This window comes from Wenjunlia tyrosinilytica (genome assembly GCF_014646055.1).
GTDB classification, from domain to species: Bacteria; Actinomycetota; Actinomycetes; order Streptomycetales; family Streptomycetaceae; genus Wenjunlia; species Wenjunlia tyrosinilytica.
Genome location: NZ_BMMS01000021.1, coordinates 113,818 through 138,126, shown reverse-complemented (window position 1 = coordinate 138,126; position 24,309 = coordinate 113,818). Strand labels below are relative to the sequence as shown.

18 protein-coding genes are annotated in these 24,309 nt (G+C 72.4%); 15 read left to right on the top strand and 3 right to left on the bottom strand.

What is annotated here, in order from left to right; genetic code table 11:
- The first annotated feature begins 52 nt into the window (after positions 1 to 52).
- From IEY86_RS23405 to IEY86_RS23380, 6 genes are all read left to right on the top strand, one after another.
- Positions 53 to 1,186 (top strand): F0F1 ATP synthase subunit B, encoded by a 1,134-nt coding sequence (locus IEY86_RS23405; protein ID WP_189133794.1) that lies wholly within the window; start codon positions 53 to 55, stop codon positions 1,184 to 1,186.
- 276 nt (positions 1,187 to 1,462) lie between these two features.
- A complete protein-coding gene (locus IEY86_RS23400; RefSeq protein WP_189133793.1) occupies positions 1,463 to 2,101 on the top strand; it encodes a YceD family protein in 639 nt (212 codons plus the stop codon).
- Positions 2,102 to 2,103: 2 nt separating this feature from the next.
- Positions 2,104 to 2,277, top strand: a complete 174-nt coding sequence (gene rpmF, locus IEY86_RS23395; protein ID WP_189133792.1) for a 50S ribosomal protein L32 — start codon at positions 2,104 to 2,106, stop codon at positions 2,275 to 2,277.
- Between the two features lie 19 nt (positions 2,278 to 2,296).
- Positions 2,297 to 3,100 (top strand): ribonuclease III, encoded by an 804-nt coding sequence (rnc, locus tag IEY86_RS23390; protein WP_189133791.1) that lies wholly within the window; start codon positions 2,297 to 2,299, stop codon positions 3,098 to 3,100.
- Between the two features lie 136 nt (positions 3,101 to 3,236).
- On the top strand, positions 3,237 to 4,106 hold the full coding sequence (gene mutM, locus IEY86_RS23385; protein ID WP_189133790.1) for a bifunctional DNA-formamidopyrimidine glycosylase/DNA-(apurinic or apyrimidinic site) lyase: 870 nt from the start codon (positions 3,237 to 3,239) through the stop codon (positions 4,104 to 4,106).
- 95 nt (positions 4,107 to 4,201) lie between these two features.
- Positions 4,202 to 5,449: a hypothetical protein gene (locus tag IEY86_RS23380; protein ID WP_189133789.1), complete on the top strand. Its 1,248-nt coding sequence runs from the start codon at positions 4,202 to 4,204 to the stop codon at positions 5,447 to 5,449.
- Positions 5,450 to 6,031: 582 nt separating this feature from the next.
- On the opposite strand, the gene IEY86_RS36645 is transcribed toward IEY86_RS23380, so the two are convergent.
- On the bottom strand, positions 6,032 to 6,481 hold the full coding sequence (locus IEY86_RS36645; RefSeq protein ID WP_265805315.1) for a CAP domain-containing protein: 450 nt from the start codon (positions 6,479 to 6,481) through the stop codon (positions 6,032 to 6,034).
- 605 nt (positions 6,482 to 7,086) lie between these two features.
- On the opposite strand from IEY86_RS36645, the gene IEY86_RS23370 reads away from it, so the two are divergent.
- The 4 genes from IEY86_RS23370 (at position 7,087) to IEY86_RS23355 (ending at position 13,665) form a co-directional block, all read left to right on the top strand.
- Positions 7,087 to 7,368 carry an acylphosphatase gene (locus IEY86_RS23370; RefSeq protein ID WP_189133787.1) on the top strand — a complete coding sequence of 94 codons (282 nt, stop codon included), beginning with the start codon at positions 7,087 to 7,089 and terminating at the stop codon, positions 7,366 to 7,368.
- A gap of 371 nt (positions 7,369 to 7,739) precedes the next feature.
- Positions 7,740 to 7,943: a hypothetical protein gene (locus tag IEY86_RS23365; RefSeq protein ID WP_189133786.1), complete on the top strand. Its 204-nt coding sequence runs from the start codon at positions 7,740 to 7,742 to the stop codon at positions 7,941 to 7,943.
- Between the two features lie 482 nt (positions 7,944 to 8,425).
- Positions 8,426 to 11,989: a chromosome segregation protein SMC gene (gene smc / locus IEY86_RS23360; protein WP_189133785.1), complete on the top strand. Its 3,564-nt coding sequence runs from the start codon at positions 8,426 to 8,428 to the stop codon at positions 11,987 to 11,989.
- A 248-nt stretch (positions 11,990 to 12,237) separates the two neighbouring features.
- Positions 12,238 to 13,665, top strand: a complete 1,428-nt coding sequence (locus IEY86_RS23355; RefSeq protein WP_229698685.1) for a sugar porter family MFS transporter — start codon at positions 12,238 to 12,240, stop codon at positions 13,663 to 13,665.
- A gap of 37 nt (positions 13,666 to 13,702) precedes the next feature.
- On the opposite strand, the gene IEY86_RS23350 is transcribed toward IEY86_RS23355, so the two are convergent.
- On the bottom strand, positions 13,703 to 14,689 hold the full coding sequence (locus IEY86_RS23350) for an LLM class flavin-dependent oxidoreductase (RefSeq protein WP_189133784.1): 987 nt from the start codon (positions 14,687 to 14,689) through the stop codon (positions 13,703 to 13,705).
- A 798-nt stretch (positions 14,690 to 15,487) separates the two neighbouring features.
- Between IEY86_RS23350 and ftsY the strand changes: the two genes are divergently transcribed.
- Positions 15,488 to 16,702 carry a signal recognition particle-docking protein FtsY gene (gene ftsY / locus IEY86_RS23345; RefSeq protein ID WP_189133783.1) on the top strand — a complete coding sequence of 405 codons (1,215 nt, stop codon included), beginning with the start codon at positions 15,488 to 15,490 and terminating at the stop codon, positions 16,700 to 16,702.
- 177 nt (positions 16,703 to 16,879) lie between these two features.
- Here ftsY and IEY86_RS23340 read toward each other — a convergent pair whose 3' ends face one another.
- A complete protein-coding gene (locus tag IEY86_RS23340; RefSeq protein ID WP_189133782.1) occupies positions 16,880 to 17,563 on the bottom strand; it encodes a bifunctional DNA primase/polymerase in 684 nt (227 codons plus the stop codon).
- A 503-nt stretch (positions 17,564 to 18,066) separates the two neighbouring features.
- Between IEY86_RS23340 and nsdA the strand changes: the two genes are divergently transcribed.
- From nsdA to IEY86_RS23320, 4 genes are all read left to right on the top strand, one after another.
- Positions 18,067 to 19,521 (top strand): transcriptional repressor NsdA, encoded by a 1,455-nt coding sequence (nsdA, locus tag IEY86_RS23335; protein WP_189133781.1) that lies wholly within the window; start codon positions 18,067 to 18,069, stop codon positions 19,519 to 19,521.
- Positions 19,522 to 19,985: 464 nt separating this feature from the next.
- Positions 19,986 to 21,374, top strand: coding sequence for an ammonium transporter (locus tag IEY86_RS23330; RefSeq protein ID WP_189133780.1), 1,389 nt, complete (start codon positions 19,986 to 19,988; stop codon positions 21,372 to 21,374).
- Positions 21,371 to 21,709, top strand: a complete 339-nt coding sequence (locus IEY86_RS23325; protein WP_189133779.1) for a P-II family nitrogen regulator — start codon at positions 21,371 to 21,373, stop codon at positions 21,707 to 21,709. The genes IEY86_RS23330 and IEY86_RS23325 overlap by 4 nt, the downstream gene beginning before the upstream one ends.
- 44 nt (positions 21,710 to 21,753) lie before the next feature.
- Complete coding sequence (locus IEY86_RS23320) at positions 21,754 to 24,294, top strand: [protein-PII] uridylyltransferase (protein ID WP_189133778.1); 2,541 nt, start codon at positions 21,754 to 21,756, stop codon at positions 24,292 to 24,294.
- Positions 24,295 to 24,309: the final 15 nt, after the last annotated feature.

The following is a 24,309-nucleotide window of genomic DNA, read 5'->3' as shown; positions in this document are numbered from 1 at the left end:
ACTCCATCCGCACCCGCTCCAGTCGGCGGGCCCGAGGAAAGACTGAGCTGTAGTGGACGTGCAGAAGAAGCTCGACGAGATCGTCGCGGCTGTTGAGGGCGCCCGTTCCATGCCGATGTCGGCCTCCTGCGTCGTCAACCGCGCCGAGCTGCTAGCCATGCTGGAGGAGGTCAGAGCGGTCCTTCCGGACTCCCTCGCCCAGGCGCGGGCGGTGCTCGGCGACCGGGAGCAGGTGGTCGAGGAGGCCCGCCGCGAGGCCGAGCGGATCCTCCAGTCGGCGCACGCCGAGCGGGGCTCGCTCATCTCGGACACCCAGGTGGCCCGCCAGTCCCAGGGCGAGGCGGACCGCATCCTGTCCGACGCCCGCCGCGAGGCCGAGGAGATCCGTGCCGAGGCCGACGACTACGTCGACAGCAAACTGGCCAACTTCGAGGTCGTGCTGACCAAGACCCTCGGCGCCGTCGACCGCGGCCGCGAGAAGCTGCTCGGCCGCGGCCCGGGGGTGGACGAGCGGGGCGAGCCCGACGCGGACGTCCCCGAGCGCTCCACCGACCCGATGGAGCTACGGCGCCGGGCCGACGAGTACGTCGACACCAAGCTGCGCAGCTTCGAGGCCGTGCTGGGCAAGACGCTCGAGGCCGTCGGCAGGGGCCGCAAGAAGCTGCTCGGGCACCGTCCCATGGACGAGCTCGCCGACTACTCCTCGATCGGCGAGGAGCACTCCGCGCACGCCGGGCAGAGCGACGTCGACTACGTGGCCGCCCTCGCCGCGGTGCCCGCCGCCCCGCAGATCCCCCAGCAGCCCGCCGCCTACGACGGCTCGCCGTACACGTACGGCGGCTACCCGCAGGACGGCTACGGCGCGGCGGCCCAGTCACAGCAGGATCCCCAGCAGCCCCAGCCGCCGGCCCCCCAGCAGTACCCCCAGGACGGCTACTACGACCCGAACTACGGCTGGCAGCCCCAGGCGCAGCCGCAGTACGGCGAGGAGGGCTACGCCCAGGACGGATACGGCCGGCAGGCCCAGCCGCTCGATCCCCAGCAGGGGGCCCAGGCGCAGCAGGACCCCCAGCAGTACCAGCAGCCCCAGGCCGGGTACGGCGGCGGGAGCCTGGACGAGACCAGCTTCTTCGACACTTCCGTGATCGACGTCCAGCGCCTGCGGGAACTCGACGGCCGGGGCTGAGCCGAGGACTGCCGAGGACTGCCGAGGCCGCCGGGGGACCGGACCGAGGCCGCCGGGGTCCGGATCGGGACCGCCGGGCCCGGTACGGGGGCCGGGGCCGGCAGGGAAGCCGGGGCCGCAGTCCCTCGGCGGGGCCCGAAGTTGGGCTCGCGGAGCTTGTCCAGTATCCTGACACCTCCGGCCTCTGAAGCGCCGGTGATGTCGGCTGCCCGAGTACCGCATCCCTTGCGGCACGGGAGCGATGTCCGAGAACCGCACTCTCCGCCCCGGCGGGGGATGATCCGAGAGCAGGAAGCCCTGAACCGCCTAGACCACCGCGACCCGCTCGTGTTCGACACACGCGAGCTGGGGCGACGGCCTGGGTCGATGAAGCGGGTTTCCCGTACGATCTCGGCTCCGGCGGACCTCGGCGTCGAGGTGATCGGCGTCCCCGAAGGCGCGACGGTCGAGCTGGAGATGCGACTCGAGTCGGTGATGGAGGGCGTGCTCGTCACGGGTACCGCCACCGCACCGCTCAAGGGAGAATGCGTACGCTGTCTGGATCCGCTCGAGCGGGAGCTCGAAGCGGAGTTCCAGGAGATGTACTCCTACCCCGACGCCGATGACCGCGGCAGCGATGCCGAGGAGGGCGACGAGGAGGAGGTGCTTGTTCTCGAGGGCGACATGTTCGACCTCGAGCCCGTGCTGCGTGACGCGGTGGTGCTCGCACTGCCGCTGCAGCCGGTGTGCCGGGAGGACTGCCTCGGCCTGTGTTCCGAATGCGGAGCCAGGCTGTCGGACGACCCCGGCCACCACCACGAGACCGTCGACATCCGGTGGGCGGCTCTGCAGGGATTCGCCGCCTCTGCTGAGGATGGCGAAAAGGACGAACCCATCGGTGGCCGGGAGGCCCCCGACGAGAACCAGGAGAAGTAGCCGTGGCTGTTCCGAAGCGGAAGATGTCGCGCAGCAACACGCGTCACCGCCGTTCGCAGTGGAAGGCTGCGGTTCCGGCTCTCGTGGCGTGCGACCGCTGCCGCGAGCCGAAGCTGGCGCACATCGCGTGCCCGAGCTGCGGCACCTACAACCGTCGTCAGGTCCTCGAGGTCTGATCGGCGGGTGACAGGCTCGATGTCAGACGGCACAGCGCCGAAGAAGCGCTCGCCCCGCTCAGGCGGGGACGGACCGCCCGACAAGGCCTCGTCCCACGCACTCCTGGAAGGGCGGCTCGGGTACACCCTCGAGCCCGCCCTTCTGGTGCGTGCGCTGACGCACCGTTCCTACGCGTACGAGAACGGCGGACTGCCGACCAACGAGCGGCTGGAGTTCCTGGGGGACTCCGTGCTCGGCCTCGTGGTCACGGACACGCTGTACCGCATCCACCCGGACCTCCCGGAGGGCCAGTTGGCCAAGCTCCGGGCCGCGGTGGTCAACTCGCGTGCGCTGGCGGGCGTCGGCCGCGGCCTCGAGCTGGGAAGGTTCATCCGGCTGGGACGCGGTGAGGAAGGGACCGGAGGACGGGACAAGTCCTCGATCCTGGCCGACACCCTCGAAGCCGTGATCGGCGCGGTCTACATCGACCGCGGCCTGGAGGCGGCCTCCGAGCTGGTGCACCGGCTCTTCGATCCGTTGATCGAGGAGTCCTCCAACCTGGGCGCGGGCCTGGACTGGAAGACCAGTCTCCAGGAGCTCACGGCCACGGCGGGCATCGGCGTCCCCGAGTACGTCGTCAGTGAGTCGGGACCCGACCACGAGAAGACGTTCACGGCGCGCGCCCGGGTCGGTGGCGAGGACTACGGGTCCGGGGTGGGCCGGAGCAAGAAGGAAGCGGAGCAGAAGGCGGCACAGGCCGCCTGGCACGCCATCCGCGACCAGTACGGGGAAAAGGGCGGCAAGGCCGGATCGGCGGACAGCGCCGAGACGGCCGCGCTCTGATCGCCGGACACCCGCACGACGCACAACCCCACCGTCCCCAGGGCGGTGGGTTTCTGCGTTTGCAGCAAGCCGCACCGGAATCGCCGGAGCCGCACCGGGGCGGCGGACGCGCACCGGACGACGCAAGGAGGGGCACGTGCCCGAGCTTCCCGAGGTCGAGGTGGTCAGGCGCGGCCTGGACCGCTGGGTCAGCGCACGGACCGTGGCCGCCGTGGACGTCCTCCACCCGCGCGCGGTGCGCCGCCAGGTGGGCGGAGGGGAGGACTTCGCAGCCGCTCTGGTCGGCCACCGCCTCGGCCCCGCCTACCGCAGGGGCAAGTACCTGTGGCTGCCGATCGAGGAGACCGACTTCTCCCTGCTCGGCCATCTCGGCATGAGCGGGCAGCTCCTGGTGCGGCCCGCGGACTCGCCCGACGAGACGCATCTGCGGATCAGGATCTCGTTCACCGACGGGGGCATGCAGCTGCGGTTCGTCGACCAGCGCACCTTCGGCGGCCTTTCCGTGCACGAGGCCCGGCCCGGCGACCCCGAGGCCACCCCGCTGGCCATCTCGCACATCGCCCGCGACCCCCTCGACCCGGACTTCGACGAGGACGTCTTCCACATCGCGCTGCGCCGCCGCCGTACCGGGCTCAAGCGGGCGCTGCTGGACCAGTCGCTCATCAGCGGCGTCGGCAACATCTACGCCGACGAGGCGCTGTGGCGCTGCCGGATGCACTTCGACCGGCCGACCGGCTCGATGACCCGCCCGCGCACCGCCGAGCTGGTGGCGGCGGTCCGCGCGGTGATGGGCCAGGCGCTGGAGGCCGGCGGTACGAGCTTCGACAGCCTGTACGTCAACGTCAACGGCGAGAGCGGCTACTTCGACCGCTCGCTCGACGTCTACGGGCGCGAGGACGAGCCCTGCCGCCGCTGCGGCACCCCGGTCCGCCGGCGCCCGTTCATGAACCGCTCGAGCTACTACTGCCCCAGATGCCAGCGGCCACCGCGGCTCCCGCGCGGCTGAGGCGACCCTTCCCTGGGGGCCCAGCGGCCCTTCCCCCGGGGCCGAGGTGAGCACGGGGTAGTTACATCGGCGGACCGGTGCGTCACCATGAGCCCATGCCGGAGGTGCTCGAAGGCGGGGGCGGGGACCGCGAGTGGGGGACCGCGCAGCTCCGGCGAGGGCTGCGACTGACCGCCGCCACCGTCGCGGGGCTCCTGCTCGCCTGGTACGGATTCGTCACCATGCACGCCGAGCACGGGCGGCCCGACTCCGCCCGCAGCCGCACCCTGCCCGGCACACCCGGCCCCGTGCTGAGCGACGCCGACGTGGACGCCATCGTGGCCATGGGCGAGGACGGCTTCCCCGGCGGAGGCACGGTGCTGGCCCGCATGGGCCCCGGCGTCCGGGAACGCAGTGTGCCGCTGCGTGGGACGCTCCTGGACGTCCCCGAGGGCCTCGACCCGTGCGCCGTGCCGTCGGACGGCAGGGGCGGCCGCGCGGTCGTCCAGCGCATGTGGGCGGCGGGGGAGAGCCGCCCGGCGCTGCGTGAACCCGGGCTGATGGGCGAGGTGGACACCGTTCCCCCGTTCATCAGGCTGCTCGGATACCGCGGAGAGCAGGTCTGGACGGTCTCGAAGGAGGGCGTGGGTACCCCCGACGCCGGGGTGAGGGTGCGCAGGGGCGCCGAGGCCGCGCCGCGTACGGTGCGGATGATCGACCTGAGCCGGCGCAGCGCCGACTCCCGGGTGCCGGTGGCGCTGCTGGACGACCGGGTCTTCCCCGGCCCCGTGGCACGGGCCGACACCGGGGTGCTGTTCGCGGACTCCGGGGATCCGTCGCTCCCGCGCGCGGGCGGTTACGAACTCCACGTGGAGTGGCCGGGGCGCCGTGGCACCGGCTTCCATGTGGACCGCGTCCTCGCGTACGGCCGCGACGCGATCGTGGCCCTGGACCTGCGACTCGTCGTCATCCAGGTCAACCAGCGCGGCGAGGCCGTCCGCACCGCGGTCACCCTGCCCGAGGGCTGGACACTGCCCGGCCCGCCGCGGGCAGGCCGGTTCGCGTTCGCCGACGGCGGCTTCGCGATGGTGGTCCGAACGGCCGACGGCGAGCAGACGGCGCTGGCCTACGCCGATCTGTACACGGGCCGCTCCGTCCTCGTCCCGGGCAGCGAGGGCGCCTCCTCGGCCGACCCGCGCGGCGTGGTCGGCCGCGGCGCGCGGGTGCTCTTCCTGGTGGGCGGCGAGGGGCAGGCCGGCTCCGGCATAGCGGTCTGGGACACGGTGGACCGCTCCCGCGCGCACCTCCTGACGCGTTCCCGTGTCCCCGAGGCAGCCCACTTGGTCTGCGCTGTGCCCCGCTGACGCGGGCGGCCTCCCGGCCGCCCCCGGGCCAACGGTCCCGCGCGCCCTCACAGCCCCGCACCCGAGCGGGAGCGAGGCAGGATCCACCGCGGCAGCGCCGATGGGGGCCGCGCCTGCCCAGCGCCGGCCCCGGCCAGGGCTGTGCCTTTCCAGGGCTGCGCCTGTCGGGGGCTGTGCTTGTCCAGCGTTGGTCCCGGCCAGGGCTGTGCCTGTCCAGGGCTGTGCTTGTCGGGGGCTGTGCTTGTCCAGCGTTGGCTCGACCGGGGGTGTGCTTGTCCAGCGTTGGTCCCGGCCAGGGCTGTGCCTGTCCGGGGCTGTGCTTGTCCAGCGTTGGCCCGACCGGGGCTCTGCCTGTCCAGCGCTGCGCAAGCCCAGGGCTGCGCCAGTCCAGCGCAGCGCCTGTCCAGCGCTGGCCTTGCCCAGGGCTGTGCCTGTCCGGCGCCCCGCCAGTCCAGCGCTGGCCCCGGCCAGGGCTGTGCCTGTCCAGCGCTGCGCAAGCCCAGGGCTGCGCCTGTCCGTGGCTGGCGCTACCGGGTCGGCGTTGCGCCGACCGGGGCTGCCGCCACCGGGACGGTGGTCCGGTCAGTAGCCGAACTCCTGGGTCCACCACGGGCCGCCGAGGCCGTTCTGGACACCCACGCCTATCGTCTTGTAGTCGCAGTTGAGGATGTTGGCCCGGTGGCCGGGGCTGCCCATCCAGGCCGCCATCACCGCTTCGGCGTCCGCCTGGCCCCTGGCTATGTTCTCGCCGCCGAGCGTCGTGATGCCCGCCGCCGAGGCGCGGTCCCACGGGGTGAGCCCATCGGGGTCGGTGTGGTCGAAGAAGCCGCGCAGCGCCATGTCGAGGCTGAACGCGCCCGCGAGGTCCGCCAGCCCACCGGACGGCTTCAGGGGCTTGCACCCCGCCTTGGCCCGCTCGATGTTGACCAGCGAGACCACGGCCGCCTCCGCCGCGTCACCGGTGCTCGGACCCGGCGGCTGCGTCTCCTTGGGCTTCTTCGTCGGCTTCCCGGGCTTGGGCTTCTTCGTCACCGGCGGCGGAGTCGTCGGCCGCTTGGTGGTGGGCGCGGAAGGGGTCGAGGGGGGCCTGGTGTGGGAGGGCCTCGGCGCTGAAGGGGTCCGTGTCGGGCTCGTCTGCGTCGGGCTGCTCGGCGGGGCCGGTGTGCGCGTTGAACCGCGGCCCGGCGCCGGGGGAGCGGTGTGGGACCCCGGGTCCACCGGGGCGCCGGAGAAACCGTCGGGACCGGTCGAGGACCCGGGCGGCAGCGGCTGCGCAGGGCCGTTGCCGCCCCCGAACGCGCTCACATTGCCGGGAAGTCCCGAGGGGCCGGGAATGAGCCCGCTGCCCATGGCCACCGCTCCGACAGCCAGAGCTGCGGATGTGGCGAGGAAACCCGTTCGCACCGGGCTGCCGGAACGACGCCGGGGGCTTCTGTGACCCCGGTGCCGAGCGGACGCCGGCATGGCATCGGAAACGGCGCCGACGCGGTTACGGCTGTGGCGGCCCATCTGTCGCCTCCGTCAGAGTCAGATTGGGGAGATCACTCGAAGGAGTGAATGGCCTCGGCGTGGACTCTAGACCAGATACGGGAGGTGCCGCTGTGAAGAGGGTTCGTTACCGGTATAGCGTGGCGAATATGAGCAGCAATGTCCGGCTTACTGCCTGGGTTCGGGGAGATGTGCAGGGCGTCGGATTCCGTTGGTGGACCCGTGCCCGGGCCCTGGAGATCGGCGTTCTCGGCTACGCGAGCAACCTCGACGACGGCAGGGTCCAGGTCGTGGCGGAGGGGCCGCGCGAGTACTGCGAGCGCCTTCTGGAGCTTCTGCGGACGGCGCCCGACACGCCCGGACAGGTCGTCGGCGTGGCCGACCTGTGGGGCGAACCCCGTGGTGGCTACGACGGATTCGCCATCCGCTGAGATCCCCTCCCGGCGGGCACCGTCCGGCGGGGACCGGGCGGGCGGCAGAGGAGTCCATCGGGCGCTGCCGAACGGGAGGTTGCCAATCCGGGAGGACCGTGCTTAACTCCGGGGCCTGAGGATGATCGCCAATGATCGCCACGGCCGCCGGACCGCCGCGCGCGGGGGAGTGCCCCCGTTCTGCGCCTGGGCGGTCGCGAATAACGCGCTGTGATCGTGTTGACCCTCAAACCATTTGGTGAGACGCTGAAAGCCCGCGCACTCCGCTGTCTGCAAGTACGGAACGATGTGTAGGCGCGCACATAGCGGGTGCGAACCCTTCTCGACCCAACCGCTCCCGGTCGGTCACTCAGCGTGGAGGACCATCCATCATGGCAAAGGCGCTTCTCGGTTACGTCGGCGGTCCCGACCCGCGACTCCTCTCCGAGATGCGAAGGCTCCAGCAGCGCGTACAGGACCTTGAGTCCGAGCTCGTACGGATCCAGTCCGAGAACGACGCGCTCGCTGCCGCATCGCGTGAAGAGGCGCTGCTCCGCAGCATCGACGTACCCCAGGCGGAGCCTGCGCTCACCTGATCCGTCCCGTGCCAGGGACGGGCGGGCTGTGCTCTCGCCGTTCGGCAAATCCCAAGGGACGCTTCGGCGTCCCTTCTGTCATTCCCGCCGCTGCCATTCCTGCCGCTGTCATTGCCGCCGCTGTCATTGCTGAAATTCCCGCGGCTGGCGTGCGGCCTGTCAGTCGTCCGGCCGCTCAAACGGCCCGGTGGTCGTCCGCCGGGCCTGGTTCCCCCGCTTTCCGTGTGTGCGCCGAGCGCCCCGTGCGCCGGTCGTCCTGTACGAGTCGTTCGAATGATGGGCCCTCGCGCTCGCTGTGAGCGCTTCCCCGTGATCCCCCTGATCATCCACTGACTGATCATCCACTGAGCCTTCACCTTTGATGTGCCCCCTGGCCACGGCGGTGAAACCGCTGTGGAGCCCTCCGCGACCGGTAGAGTCCGAGCCTGCGCAGACACCCCGGCCAAGCCAGACAAACAGGTCCAAGAGGAGGAGAGCTCGGCGTGCACTTGAAGAGCTTGACCCTTCGCGGTTTCAAATCGTTCGCCTCCGCGACCACCTTGCGCTTCGAGCCGGGTATCACCTGCGTCGTCGGCCCCAATGGCTCCGGCAAGTCCAATGTCGTCGACGCCCTGTCCTGGGTGATGGGCGAGCAGGGCGCCAAATCCCTGCGCGGCGGGAAGATGGAGGACGTCATCTTCGCCGGGACCACCGGCCGCCCGCCGCTCGGCCGCGCCGAGGTGAGCCTGACCATCGACAACACCGACGGCGCCCTGCCGATCGACTACAGCGAGGTCACCATCACGCGGACGATGTTCCGCAACGGCGGCAGCGAGTACCAGCTCAACGGTGACACCTGCCGCCTGCTCGACATCCAGGAACTGCTCTCCGACTCCGGCATCGGCCGCGAGATGCACGTGATCGTCGGCCAGGGACAGCTCGACTCCGTGCTCCACGCGGACCCGGCCGGGCGACGCGCGTTCATCGAGGAGGCCGCCGGGGTCCTCAAGCACCGCAAGCGCAAGGAGAAGGCGCTGCGCAAGCTGGACGCGATGCAGGCCAACCTCGCCCGCGTCCAGGACCTCACCAACGAGCTGCGCCGCCAGCTCAAGCCACTCGGCCGCCAGGCCCAGGTCGCCCGCCGCGCCGCCGTCATCCAGGCCGACCTGCGCGACGCCCGGCTGCGGCTGCTCGCCGACGACCTCGTCACCCTGCGCAAGGCGCTGCGGGCGGAGGTCGCCGACGAGGCCGCGCTCAAGGCACGCAAGGAGTCGGTCGAGGAGGAGCTGGCCGCAGCCCAGCAGCGCGAGGCGTATCTGGAGTCGCAGGTGCGCGAGCTCGCGCCCCGGCTCACCCGTGCGCAGGACACCTGGTACCGGCTCTCCCAGGCGGCGGAGCGGGTGCGCGGGACCATCGGCCTCGCCGAGCAGCGCGTCAAGCACGCCACCGCCGCGCCCGAGCAGGAGCGGCGCGGCCGCGACCCCGAGGACATGGAGCGCGAGGCCGCCCGCATCCGCGAGCAGGAGGCGGAGCTCAAGGACGCGCTGGAGGCGGCGCAGCGCGCCCTCGACGACACCGTGGACCACCGCGCCCACCTCGAACGCGAGCTGGTCGAGGAGGAGAAGCGCCTGAAGGCGGCCGCCCGGGCCATCGCCGACCGGCGCGAGGGCCTGGCCCGGCTGCACGGCCAGGTCAACGCCGCCCGCAGCCAGGTGGGCGCCGCCGAGGCCGAGATCGGCCGGCTCAGGTCCGCCGGCGACGAGGCCCTGGCGCGCGCGCAGGCCGCGCAGGAGGAGTACGAGCAGCTCCAGGCGCAGGTGGACGGCCTCGACGAGGGCGGCGCCGACATGGAGGACGAGCTCGAAGAGGCCAAGCGGCGCCTCGCCGGGGCCGAGGAGGCGCTCGGCCGCGCCCGGGAGGAGAAGTCGTCGGCGGAGCGGCAGCGGGCCGCGCTCCAGGCCCGGCACGAGGCCCTGGCCATGGGCCTGCGGCGCAAGGACGGCACGGGGGCGCTGCTGGCCGCCGACCGGCTCACCGGCCTGCTCGGCCCGGCCGCCGAACTCCTGACGGTGGCGGTCGGGTACGAGGTGCCCGTCGCCTCGGCGCTGGGCGTCGCCGCCGACGCGGTCGCCGTCTCGGGAACCGCTGCCGCGGCCGAGGCGCTGCGCCTGCTGCGCAAGGACGACGCCGGGCGGGCCGCGCTCCTGCTCGAAGGCGCCCCGGAAACCGCTCCCTGGCCCGGCACCGCTCCCCGTCCGCCGCTGCCGCCGGACGCACGGTGGGCGGAGGAACTGGTCGGCGGGCCGGAAGGACTGCTGCCCGCGGTGCGCGCGATGCTGCGCGGCATCGTCGCCGTGCCCACACTGGACGCCGCGGAGACGCTGGTCTCCCACCACCCCTCCCTGACCGCCGTGACCGCGGAGGGTGACCTGCTCAGCGGCCACTTCGCCCACGGCGGGTCCGCCGGGGCGCCCAGCCTGCTGGAGGTGCAGGCGGCGGTCGACGAGGCCGCGTCCCGGCTGGAGGAGCTCGAGACTCGCTGCGAGCAGGCCGCCGTCGACCAGGCCGAGGCAGGGGAAGCCCGCAGGAACGCGCAGGCGCGGGTCGAGGAGCTGACCCAGCGGCGGCGCGCGGCCGAGAAGGAGAAGTCCTCGTACGCGCAGGCGCTCGGGCGCCTCGGCGGGCAGGCCCGCGGCGCCGCGGGTGAGGCCGAGCGGCTGGCCGCCTCCGTGGCCAGGGCGGAGGAGTCGCTGGAGAAGGCGAGGGCGAGTTACGAGGAGCTGTCCGCCCGGCTCGACTACGCCGAGGAGGAGCCGGCCGAGGAGGAGCCCGACACCGCGGCCCGCGACCGCCTCGCCGCCGACGGCGCCAACGCCCGCCAGACCGAGATGGAGGCGCGCCTCCAGGTGCGCACCCACGAGGAGCGGGTCAAGGGACTCGCCGGACGGGCGGACGGACTGGACCGAGCGGCCCGCATGGAGCGCGAGGCACGAGCGCAGGCAGCCGCGCGCCGGGCCCGCATGGAGCGCGAGGCCTCGGTCGCGACCGCGGTGCTGGCGGGCTCGAGGGACCTGCTGCGCTTCATCGAGGTCTCCCTCGTCCGCGCGGAACGCGAACGGGAACTCGCCCAGCAGGTGCGCGCCGAACGCGAACAGGAGCTGGGCCTGGAGCGTTCGCGCGGCCGGGACCTGAAGTCGGAGCTGGACAAGCTCACCGACTCGGTGCACCGGGGCGAGGTGCTCGGCGCGGAGAAGCGCATGCGCATCGAGCAGCTGGAGACCAAGGCGCTGGAGGAGCACGGCATCGAGGCGGACGGGCTCGTAAACGAGTACGGTCCCCAGGTCCTCGTTCCGCCCTCGCCCCCGGCGGAGGGGGAGCAGGCGCCCGAGGACCCGCAGCCGAGGCCGTACGCACGGGCCGAGCAGGAGAAGCGGCTGAAGGCGGCGGAGCGTGCCTACGCCCAACTCGGCAAGGTCAACCCGCTGGCGCTGGAGGAGTTCGCGGCGCTGGAGGAGCGGCACAAGTTCCTGACCGAGCAGCTCGAGGACCTGAAGAAGACCCGCGCCGACCTGCTGACGGTGGTCAAGGAGGTCGACGAGCGGGTGGAGCAGGTCTTCACCGCGGCCTACCACGACACCGCGAGGGAGTTCGAGGGCGTCTTCTCCCGGCTGTTCCCCGGCGGTGAGGGGCGGCTGATCCTCACCGACCCCTCGGACATGCTCACCACCGGTGTGGAGGTGGAGGCGCGGCCACCCGGCAAGAAGGTCAAGCGGCTCTCGCTGCTCTCCGGCGGGGAGCGGTCCCTGACGGCGGTGGCCCTGCTGGTGGCGATCTTCAAGGCCCGGCCGAGCCCCTTCTACGTCATGGACGAGGTCGAGGCGGCGCTCGACGACACCAACCTCCAGCGGCTGATCCGGATCATGCGCGAGCTCCAGGAGAGCTCGCAGCTGATCGTGATCACCCACCAGAAGCGGACGATGGAGGTCGCCGACGCGCTCTACGGTGTGTCGATGCAGGGTGACGGGGTCTCGAAGGTCATCAGCCAGAGGCTGGACCGGGCCTCGTAGGGACCGCTTTCGCAGCGGCTCGGGGCCGTGCAGCAAATGTCATGGAGTGAAGGTTGCCGCCGCGGGTATGCGCGGAAGCGCAGCTTCCATGGCACTCTCGCTCATGATTTGTGTTCGGAAGTTGAAGGCATAGTGTCCGTTGCGTTGTCTTTGCTTTCGAGTGATAGCCGTGCTCGGGTCCCGACCGGCTGCCGCCGAAGGCCCGAGCCACAGGTCCGGCACAGGCGCCGGACCGCCAGGAGCAAGCGTTGACCAGCACCGCCCCGCCGATGGACCCGCAGGGCCGCAGCGCCCACCCCGACCATCTCGGCCATGTCGTCTTCATCACCGCGGCGGCCGCGATGGGCGGCTTCCTGTTCGGCTACGACAGCGCCGTCATCAACGGCGCCGTCACCGGCATCAAGTCCCACTTCGGGGTCGGCAGCGGTGAGACCGGCCTCGTCGTCTCCGTGGCGCTGCTCGGCTGCGCCTTCGGCGCCGCGTTCGCCGGGCGACTGGCCGACCGGCTCGGTCGTATCCGCTCGATGCAGATCGCGGCCGTGCTGTTCACGGCGAGCGCGATCGGCTCGATGTTCCCCTTCTCCCTCTGGGACCTGGGCTTTTGGAGGGTCGTCGGCGGCATCGGGATCGGTATGGCCTCGGTCATCGCCCCCGCCTACATCGCCGAGGTGGCGCCCCCGGCGTACCGGGGCCGCCTCGGCTCGCTCCAGCAACTCGGCATCGTCGTGGGCATCGTGATCTCCCAGCTCGCCAACTACGCCGTCGCCCAGGCCGCCGGCGGTGAGACCACGAACACGATCCTCGGCATCGAGGCCTGGCAGTGGATGCTCGGTGTGATGGTCGTCCCGGCCGCGCTCTACGGGGTGCTGTCGCTCACGATCCCCGAGTCGCCGCGGTATCTGATCTCGGCCGGGCGCCACGACGAGGCCCGCAAGGTCCTCGCCGACGTGGAGGGTTCGGACGTGGACCTCGACACGCGGGTCGCCGAGATCGAACAACTGCTGCGCAGCGACCACGAGCCGAAGCTCTCCGACCTGCTCGGCGGCAGGTGGGGCCTGCTCCCGATCGTCTGGGTCGGCATCCTGCTGTCGGTGTTCCAACAGCTCGTCGGCATCAATGTGATCTTCTACTACTCCTCGGCGCTGTGGCAGTCGGTGGGCATCAACACCAGCAACTCCCTCCTGATCAGCCTCTCCACCTCGATCATCAACCTGATCGGCACCTTCATCGCCATCGCGCTGGTCGACCGGGTCGGCCGCAAGCCCCTGGCGCTGGTCGGCTCCGCCGGCATGGCGCTGTCGCTGGCGGCCGCCTCATGGGCGTTCTCCTACAAGAGCGGCACCGGCCAGGACATCTCCATCCCGGACACGCAGGGCACGGTGGCGCTCATCGCCGCGCATGTCTTCGTGCTCTTCTTCGCCCTGTCCTGGGGTGTGGTGGTCTGGGTCCTGCTCGGTGAGATGTTCCCCAACCGCGTCCGCGCCGCCGCCCTCGGCATCGCCGCGTCGGCGCAGTGGCTGGCCAACTGGGCGATCACGGTGACGTTCCCGTCGCTGTCGGACTGGAACCTGTCGGCCACGTACATCGCATACGCCGGATTCGCCGTGCTGTCGTTCTTCTTCGTGCTGAAGTTCGTGCCCGAGACGAAGGGCAAGAAGCTGGAGGAGATGGGCTGAGGTCCGGCCTGTTCCGCCGGCCCGTTCCGTCAGCGGCCTAGTCCTTCAGCCTGGGCAGGACCCGCTCGGTGAACAGATGGAGGCTGCGCCAGCCCTCGTCCACGGGCATTCCGCCGCACAGCGGGTGCAGGACGAGGGCGGCGCCCGGCCCCTGTTCCTCGGCGAACGCCACGCACTCGTCCGGAGTCAGCATCCGGTACACGCCCTCGGCCCTCAGCTCCTCGGCGGTGGCGGCGGCCGACTTCACGGCGGAACGGGTCTCGGGCGTCTGCCACCCGGCGTAGACGGCGGCCTCGTGGAGCAGGTGCTTCCCGTACTCTGCCCAGGCCCGGTCGGGGTCCTCGGTGATGTGCAGCAACGCGGTGGTGGCGGGGGGCAGCAGGCACCAGCCCTCCGTCCCGTACTCGGCGCGCATGGCGTGGTAGTACTCCTCCAACTCCGGCAGATGCGCGGAGGGGAAGAAAGGCAGCCCCAGGCGGGCGGCCCGGCGCGCGGCCGCCTTGGAGGCCCCGCCGACGAGCAGGAGCGGATGCGGGCGCGTCGCCGGGGGAGGAGTGACCCGCACGGTGCGCTCCCGGTGCTCGAACGGCTCACCGCTCCACGCCGCGAGCAGCGTCTCCAGCGACTCGTCCTGGAGCTTCCCGCGCGCGTGCCAGTCCCGCCCGTGCGCGGCGTACTCCTGCGGCCGGTAGCCGATCCCGGCCACCGCCATCAGCCGACCGCCCCCGGCGAGGTCGAGCACGGCCAGATCCTCGGCGAGGCGCAATGGGTCGTAGAGCGGGGTGATCAACGCGCAAACGGTGACCCCGATCCGCCGGGTCCGCCCGAGCATGAGCCCGGCGAGGGCCAGGGGCGAGGGCAGCCATCCGTCGTCGGCGCCGTGGTGCTCCTCGAGCGTGATGGTGTCGACCCCACTGCCGTCGGCCGCCGCGGCCATCTCCACGGCCGCCCGGTACCGCTCGGCCAGTTCCTCGGTCGCCAACCCCGGCTGCACGAGATTGAACCGAACATTGGAAACCACCACGCCGCACCCCTCCCCAGCGGAAGATGTCCGGGGCAAGGTAGCTGACACATCGTCAGCTTTCAATGCTCACGCAGACCCAACGGGGAAGCGCCCCCTGCAGCGGAGCAGGGGGGAAGCGCTCCCTCGTCCCACGAAGGGTGCCTGCCGGGCGGGTGCCGCCCCCCTTCGGCCCGGCCGCCCCCGCAGCCACCCCGCCGACCGGCCCCGCCCACGGCGGCGCCTTTCCCACCCCGCCGACCGGCCCCCGCCCACGGTTGGCGCCCGTGCCACTCCGCCGACCGGACCCGGCCCACGGTTGGCGCCCGTGCCACTCCGCCGACCGGACCCGCCCATGGCGACCCCCGTGTCACCCCGCCGACCGGCCCCGTCTACGGCTGCCTCCGCAGCCACCCCGCCGACCGGCCCCCGCCCGCAGCCGGGCCCCCTACCCACCCACCCAGCCGACCGATCCCACCGACGGCTGCCTCCGCAGCCACCCCGCCGACCGGCCCTGCCCACGGTAGGCGCCCGTGCCACCCCGCCCACCGGCCCCGCCCCACGGCAACGTCTTTCCCACCCCGCCTACCGGCCCCGTCCACGGCGGCGCCCTTCCCATCCAGCCGCCGCACAGCGGCCGAGGCGCCATCGGCCCGCAGTGCCGTTCCTCGCGGCCCCGGCCGCCCGGCAGCCGCTGTCCCTTCCGTTCTCCGGCGCCGCCCCGGGCGGTCTCATCCCCATCACCTCTCACCGTCCGGCCCAGCAGTCCCTTCCCAACCGCCGCCCAGCGCCGGGCCGCGCGTCCGTGATACTGGATGCGTTATGGAATTTGTGATCCTTGCCGTAGTCATCGCGGTGGTCGTTCTCGGCGGGCTCAGCGGCCTGGTCCTGGCGCGGCGCCGCAAGGGGCACGCCGCCCCTCCCGCCCCCAAGCCGGACGCGCTCGCGCCGCCCGCCGAGCCGCAGGTCGGCGAGGACGCGGAGGTCCCCCGGGACACACCGAAGCGCACCGTGGAGTCCGTCGACCTGCCGGACGCCGGCACGGTCACCGTCCTCGAGCCCGAGATCCCCGGGGTTCCCGAGACCCTGCCCCCGCCCGCCATCGAGGTGCCCGAGCCCACCGCCGGGCGCCTGGTGCGGCTGCGTTCGCGCCTGTCCCGCTCCCAGAACACCCTGGGCCAGGGACTGCTCTCCCTGCTCTCCCGTGAGCACCTCGACGAGGACACCTGGGAGGAGATCGAGGACACCCTCCTCACCGCCGACGTCGGCGTGGCGCCCACGCAGGAACTCGTGGAGCGCCTGCGCACCCGGGTGAAGGTCCTCGGCACCCGCACCCCCGCCGAACTGCGCGGCCTGCTGCGCGAGGAGCTGGTGCACCTCATCGGCACCGACGCCGACCGCAGCCTGCACACGCACAGTCACGAGGAGCGCCCGGCCGTCGTCATGGTCGTCGGGGTCAACGGCACCGGCAAGACCACCACCACGGGCAAGCTCGCCCGTGTCCTCGTCGCCGACGGCCGCAGTGTCGTGCTCGGTGCCGCCGACACCTTCCGCGCCGCCGCGGCCGACCAGCTCCAGACCTGGGGCGAACGCGTCGGCGCCCGCACCGTGCGCGGGCCGGAGGGCGGGGACCCCGCCTCCGTCGCGTTCGACGCGGTGAAGGAAGGTATCGCCGAGGGCGCGGACACCGTCCTGGTGGACACCGCCGGCCGCCTGCACACCAAGACGGGCCTGATGGACGAGCTCGGCAAGGTCAAGCGGGTGGTGGAGAAGCACGGCCCCGTCGACGAGGTCCTGCTCGTCCTCGACGCCACGACCGGCCAGAACGGCCTGGTCCAGGCGAGGGTCTTCGCCGAGGTCGTCGACATCACCGGCATCGTGCTCACCAAGCTCGACGGCACGGCCAAGGGCGGCATCGTGGTCGCGGTCCAGCGCGAGCTGGGCGTGCCCGTCAAGCTCGTCGGACTCGGCGAGGGCCCGGACGACCTGGCGCCCTTCGAGCCGGGCGCCTTCGTGGACGCCCTCATCGGCGAGTGAGCCGCACGCCACCGCAGACCGCGCGCACCGCGATGCGCCGAGCGCACCGAGCACGCCGAGCGCACCGAGCGCACCGAGCGTGCGCCGCGCACCGATCTCAGGAGCGCACAGAAGAGCGTCGGCCCCTCCGCCACCGGGCGGGAGGGGCCGACGCTCTTTGCGGGGCGGCCGCTCGGACTACGACGGAACGAGCCAGGAGCCGCTGCCTGCCAAGGGCCGCCGGTCCCGGTGGCAGGCGTAGGCGAGGGTGCCGAGGACCAGCCGGGCCTCGGGCGGGTGCACGGCGGTGTCGAGCGTCGGCGGGCGCAGCCAGCGGACCGGCCCCAGCCCCCCGAGTTCGGAGGGCGGCGCGGTGACGTGGTCACCGAGCCCCAGCGGGCGCAGATCCAGCCCGGCGTCGTCCCAGCCCATCTTGTACAGCAGCCCGGACAGCTCCGCGGCGGCGCCCGGCGCCACGAAGAACTGCGCCCGGCCCTCGGGCGTGGCGAGCACGGGCCCCAGCCGGGTGCCCATCCGCTCCAGCCTGACCATCGCCCGGCATCCCGCGGCCTCGGACACCTCGAGCACGTCGAAGGAGCGCCCGGCCGGAAGGAGCGCCGACGCCCCGGGAAACCGCTCCCACAGGGCCGCCACCTCGTCGGCCGTCGATCCGGGCCCCACCTCACCGGCCCCGGCCAGCGGGTGGCGTCCGGGGGCGGCGCACCGCTCGTCCCCGCACGAGCACTCGTCACCGCGGACCAGGCGGGTGCCCGGTGCGACGGCCCAGCCCCACAGTCCGGTGTACTCGGTCACAGTGCTGCACACCGTGGCGCGGGCGCGGCGGCGCGAGCCGGTCCTGATGTCGCCCAACGTGATGCCCATGTCACCTCCAACGGGTCGTGGTAGCCGATGGTTACGCCCCTGTGACACAGCGTCGAGGATGTGGCGGCGCGCGCCGCGGCGGTGCGGCGCGGCCTTCGAGGCTTGCGCCCCTCGCTGCCTCGTGGCTCTCCCCGCGCGCTCCAATCGTCATGTGTCAAGTGAATCGTGCGATGCGGTAGAAGAGTTCATCCGTAGGGGTGGCGAATGGTGGCGTTTCTGCGACCTCCCTCGCGGGACCGGTGATCGGGGGATTACGTTCAGTGCATGAACCCGGCGGCGCGTCAGTCCGCGGGTATGCCGGAGGCAATGGCATCCGTTCGACGTTCGAGTCGGCTTTCGAGCCGGATTTCGGGTCGAGTCCCGGGCCCCCTCCGACAGACCTCTGACGTGGTGTCGGCAGGACGCCCGGGACAGGGCATTCTGGTGACGGTTCTCAGGCCCGACCGCCGGAAGCGAATTCGGCGGGCGACAGCAGCGGGGAGACCCGGGATGGGGGCGTTCCGGTGGGTGAGAAGCAGCCCAATGCCCAGTTGAGCTCGTGGTTCATGCGCAGCGGCTGGTCGAAGGGCGAGCTCGCACGCCAGGTGAACCGCAGAGCGCGGCAGATGGGGGCCCACCACATCAGCACCGACACCTCGCGGGTGCGGCGCTGGCTCGACGGGGAACAGCCCCGCGAGCCCATTCCGAAGATCCTCTCCGAGCTGTTCTCGGAGCGCTTCGGCAGCGTGGTGTCGGTCGAGGACCTCGGGCTGCGTTCCACCCTCGGCTCGCCGCAGATGTCCGGCATCGACCTGCCCTGGGCGGCACCCGAGACCGTCTCGCTGATCAACGAGTTCTCCCGCAGCGACCTGATGCTCAACCGCCGCGGATTCCTCGGCACCTCCCTCGCGCTCTCGGCCGGCCCCGCCCTCGTCGAGCCGATGCAGCGCTGGCTGGCACCGACCGCCACCGGCGTGGTCGAGATCCCCCGCCAGGACGTGCGCAGGGGCGGCACCCGGCTGTCCGAGCCCGAGCTGGACCTGTTGGAGACCACGACGGTGATGTTCCGCCAGTGGGACGCCCAGTGCGGGGGAGGGCTGCGCCGCAAGGCCGTCGTCGGCCAGCTCCACGAGGTCACCGACCTCCTCCAGGAGTCGCACCCGGCACCCGTGGCCAAGCGCCTGTTCCGCACCACCGCGGAACTCGCCCACCTCGCGGGATGGATGAGCTACGACGTCGGTATGCAGCCCACCGCGCAGAAGTACTTCGTCCTCGCGCTGCACGCCGCCAAGGAGGCGGGGGACCGCCCGCTCGGCGCGCTGGTCCTGTCCGCGATGGGCCGGCAGATGATCCACCTCAACCGCCCCGAGGACGGCCTCGAGCTCATCCACCTCGCCCAGTACGGAAGCCGGGACTCGGCCACCGCCAGGACGCAGGCGATGCTGCACGCGGTGGAGGCCCGCGCCTACGCCAATATGGGCGAGGTCAACAAGTGCCACCGAGCGGTGCGCATGGCCGAGGAGACCTTCACCGAGTCGCGGCCGGGCGAGGACCCCGACTGGATCGGCTTCTTCACGCAGGGCGAGCTGTACGGGGAGAACGCCCACTCCTACCGCGACCTGTCGTACGTCGCCGGACGCAGCCCCGCCTACGCCTCCCTGGCCCGCCCGGCGATGGAGAAGGCCGTCGAACTCTTCCGCCAGGACCCCGACCAGCAGCGCACCCTGGCGTTCAACCTCATCGGCATGTCCACGGTCCACCTGCTCCAGCGCGAGCCCGAGGAGGCCGCCGCGTTCGCATACGAAGCCGCGGGCGTCGCGGAGCGGATCCGCTCCGAGCGGGTCAATACGCGGCTGCGCCGTACGACCGCCAACGCCATGAACGACTTCGGTGACGTCCCCGAGGTCCGCGAGCTCGCCGAGCACCTCTCCGAGCTCCCCGACCCCTCCGACCCGACCCCCGCCAGGCAGGCCGTCTGACCCTGCCCTCAGCGCCGGTGCGACCACCGGCACCCTTCGTCGGCACAGGCCCGTCTCACCGCTCGGACACCGGCCGACGCCCGCAGGTTCCGGCCGCGGAAGCCCCCGAACCGCCCGACTCGGCTCCCCCACGCCAGGTCGACAGGGAGACTTCCGCGGCCGGTGCTCCTCCCCCCGGCAGAGCCCCGCCGCAGGCCACCGCGGAGCCCCGTGCACAGGCCGCCGACGGGCTCCGCCAGGGTCACCGGGTCGTGAGAGGCGCTGCTGTACGGAGCGGCCGCCCACGGTACGCGCGGCGCTCCGCCCCATCCGGCAGTTCACGGCCGTGTAACACGCCCGGGGGGTTCGTCACTGCGGTGAAACACCGCATGGCATCCGCTGAAACCCCCGTCCGCCAATCTCATGGCGAAAACCGGCCCACCTTCCCTGACCGCCCTGGGCCGGATCGAGATGAGGAGACGCCGATGCCGGTTGGCCTCAGCGCCGCGAGCACCGTATCCCTGGCCGCGGACAAATTGGATACGGGTAACACCACCTTCATGATCATCAGCGCCGCTCTTGTGATGGTGATGACGCCTGGCCTTGCCTTCTTCTACGGGGGCATGGTGCGGGTCAAGAGCGTTCTGAACATGCTCATGATGAGCTTCATCAGCCTCGGGGTGGTCACCATCCTGTGGGTGCTGTACGGCTTCAGCCTTACCTTCGGTACCGACGCCGGAGGCTTCATCGGCAAGGGTGACTACCTGGGCCTCAGCGGTATCGGGCTCACCGAGCTCTGGCCCGGCTACACCATTCCCATCTACGTCTTCGCCGTCTTCCAGCTCATGTTCGCCGTGATCACCCCCGCGCTGATAAGCGGGGCCCTGGCGGACCGGGTGAAGTTCACCGCGTGGACCCTGTTCATCACGCTGTGGGTCACCGTCGTCTACTTCCCCGTCGCTCACTGGGTGTGGGGCGCCGGCGGCTGGCTCTTCGAACTCGGCGTCATCGACTTCGCGGGCGGCACCGCCGTCCACATCAACGCCGGTGCCGCGGCGCTGGGCGCCATCCTCGTGCTCGGCAAGCGGATCGGGTTCAAGAAGGACCCGATGCGCCCGCACAACCTCCCGCTGGTGATGCTGGGCGCCGGACTGCTGTGGTTCGGCTGGTTCGGCTTCAACGCGGGCTCGTGGCTCGGTGTGAAGGACGGCGTCGCGGGTGTCGCCTTCTTCAACACGCAGATCGCCACCGCCGCCGCCATGCTCGGCTGGCTCGCCTTCGAGCGGATCCGCCACGGCAGCTTCACCACCCTGGGCGCCGCCTCCGGCGCGGTCGCGGGCCTCGTCGCCATCACCCCGGCGTGCGGCGCCGTCAGCCCGATGGGTGCCATCGCGGTCGGCGTCATCGCCGGTGTCCTGTGCGCCTGGGCCGTGGGCCTGAAGTACCGCTTCGGCTACGACGACTCCCTCGACGTCATCGGCGTCCACCTCGTCGGCGGACTCACCGGCTCCCTGCTGATCGGCCTGTTCGCCTCCGGCGGTGTCCAGAGCGACGTCAAGGGCCTGTTCTACGGCGGTGGGTTCGACCAGCTCGGCAAGCAGGCGATCGGTGCCTTCTCCGTCCTCGGCTACTCGTTCGTCGCCTCGTACCTCCTCGCCAAGATCGTCGACCTGGTGATCGGCTTCCGCGCCACGGCCGACGAGGAGACCGCCGGCGTCGACCAGGCGTTCCACGCCGAGACCGCCTACGACTTCAGCGCCGTGGGAGGCTCACTCGGCCGCACTCCCGCAACGGGACCGGTCCTGCCGATCGGCGAGGAGAACGGAAGCGGCACGACCGAGAACCAGGCCGAGCAGAAGAAGGTTGACGCATGAAGCTCATCACCGCCGTCGTGAAGCCCTATCGGCTCGACGACGTCAAGGACGCCCTCCAGTCCTTCGGAGTCAACGGTCTGACCGTCACCGAGGCCAGCGGCTACGGCCGCCAGCGCGGCCACACCGAGGTCTACCGCGGCGCCGAGTACACGATCGACCTCGTGCCCAAGGTGCGGATCGAGGTCCTGGTGGAGGACGACGACGCCGAGCAGCTCATCGACGTCATCGTCAAGGCCGCCCGCACCGGGAAGATCGGCGACGGCAAGGTGTGGAGCGTGCCGGTCGAGACCGCGGTGAGAGTCCGCACAGGCGAACGGGGACCGGACGCGCTGTGACGCCCCTCGACGTGTCCCGCCCCGGAAATCAAGAAGGAGACCGAGTGACGGAACGCGTCGAAACCCCGTCAGAGGCGGCCGGCAACACCGGCGGATACGCCCAGGCCCGGCTGCGCCTCCTCCAGGAGGAGACGCAGTCCGGGCGGGGCCGCCGCACAGCCCTCGCCGAACTGACCGACCGCTGGCTCGACGCCCTCCTCGCCGGAGGTGTCGCCGCCACCACCGCCCAGTACCAGCGGCCGGACCCCGAGGGCTCCGACGGCTCGGGCGGACCCCGCACGACCAACGCCCCCGGTGCCGCGCCCGGTGTCGCCCTCGTGGCCGTCGGCGGCTACGGGCGCGGCGAGCTCTCCCCGCGCAGCGACCTCGACCTCGTACTCATCCACGACGGCAGCTGGAAGAGCGACCGGATCGCCTCCCTGGCCGACCGCATCTGGTACCCCGTGTGGGACATGGGCCTGGCACTGGACCACTCGGTCCGCACCCCCGCCGAGGCCCGCAAGACCGCCGCCGAGGACCTCAAGGCCCAACTCGGCCTCCTCGACGCCCGGCACATCGCCGGTGACGCGGCCCTGACCACCTCCCTGCGCGCGGCCGTGCTCGCCGACTGGCGCGCCGCCGCCCCCAAGCGCCTCCCCGAGCTCCACGAGCTCTGCCAGGAACGGGCCGAGCGCCACGGCGAACTGACCTTCCTCCTCGAACCCGACCTCAAGGAGGCCCGCGGCGGGCTTCGCGACGCCACCGTGCTGCGCGCCGTCGCCGCCTCCTGGCTCGCCGACGCCCCTCGCGAGGGCCTGGACGAAGCCCGCAACCGCCTCCTCGACGTCCGCGACGCCCTCCACCTGTGCACCGGCCGCGCCACCGACCGGCTGGCCCTCCAGGAACAGGACCAGGTCGCCAGCGCCATGGGCCTGCTCGACGCGGACGCCCTGCTGCGCCAGGTCTACGAGGCCGCCCACACCGTCCGCTACGCCGCCGACGTCACCTGGCGCGAGGTCGGACGAGTGCTGCGCGCCCGCGACGGACAAGGACGCAAGGGCCGCCGCGGACTGCTCGGACTCGGCCGAGCCACCAGTGAACAGGTGGTCCCCGTCGAGCGCACCCCCCTCGCCGAGGGCGTCGTCGAGCACGAGGGCGAGGCCGTCCTCGCCCGCGCCGCCCGCCCCGACCGCGACCCCGTCCTGCCGCTGCGCGCCGCGGCCGCCGCGGCCCAGGCCGGACTGCCGCTGTCCCCGCACGCCGTGCGCCGCCTGGCCACCACCGCCCGCCCGCTGCCCGTGCCGTGGCCCGAGGAGGCCCGCGAGCAGCTCATCACCCTGCTCGACGCCGGTGAGAGCACCGTTCCGGTGTGGGAGGCGCTGGAGGCCGAGGGCCTGGTCACCCGCCTGCTGCCCGACTGGGAGCGGGTGCGGTGCCGCCCGCAGCGCAATCCCGTCCACCGCTGGACCGTCGACCGGCATCTGGTGGAGACCGCCGTCAACGCCTCCAACCTGACCCGGCGCGTCGGCCGCCCCGACCTGCTCCTGATGGCGGCCCTGCTGCACGACATCGGCAAGGGCTGGCCCGGCGACCACAGCGTCGCGGGCGAGGTCATCGCCCGGGACATGGCGGCCAGGGTCGGCTTCGGCCGCGCCGACATAGAACTGCTCGCGCTGCTCGTGCGCCACCACCTCCTGCTGATCGAGACCGCCACCCGGCGCGACCTGGACGACCCGGCGACCGTGCGTGTGGTCACCGAGGCCGTCGGCGGCGCCGAGGCGCTGGAACTCCTCCACGCCCTCACCGAGGCGGACGCCCTCGCCACGGGACCGGCGGCCTGGAGCACCTGGCGTGCCTCCCTCGTCGCCGATCTGGTCAAGCGCGCCTCGGCGGTCCTGGCCGGGGAACCGGTTCCCGAGCCCACCGCGCCCGAGATCACGGCCGAGCAGGAGCGCCTGGCCGTCGAGGCTGCCCGCACCGGCGGCCCCGTGCTGTCCATGTGGGCCCACGCCCATGACCGCCCCCAGGGCGACGACTCCGAACCCGTGGGCGTCGAGCTCCACCTCGCCGTCCCGGACCGCCCCGGACTCCTCGCCGCCGCCGCGGGGGTCCTCGCGCTCAACCGCCTCACCGTCCGCACCGCCGACCTGCGGGGCCTGGACCCCGTCGGCGCCGGCACCGTGACCCTGCTGAGCTGGCGGGTGGAGGCCGAGTACGGGGCCCTGCCCGAGGCGGCGCGGCTGCGCCAGGACCTCGGGCGGGCGCTCGACGGCACTCTCGACATCCCCCGGCGGCTCGCCGAACGCGAAGCGGCCTACCCCCGCCGCAGGGGCCGCCCCGCACCGCCGCCCCAGGTGACGGTGGCTCCCGGTGGCGCCTCGTCCGCGGCGACCGTGCTGGAGGTCCGCGCCCAGGACGCGCCGGGCCTGCTCCACCGCATCGGGCGCGCCCTGGAGGCGACGGGGGTGAACGTCCGCTCCGCACGGATCAGCACCCTGGGTGCCAACGCGGTCGACGCCTTCTACGTGGTGGGCGCCGACGGGGCACCGCTTTCCCCGGTGCGCGCGGCGGAAGTGGCCAAAGAGGTGGAACGGGCGCTGGTCTGAGGGGAGCGCTGTCCG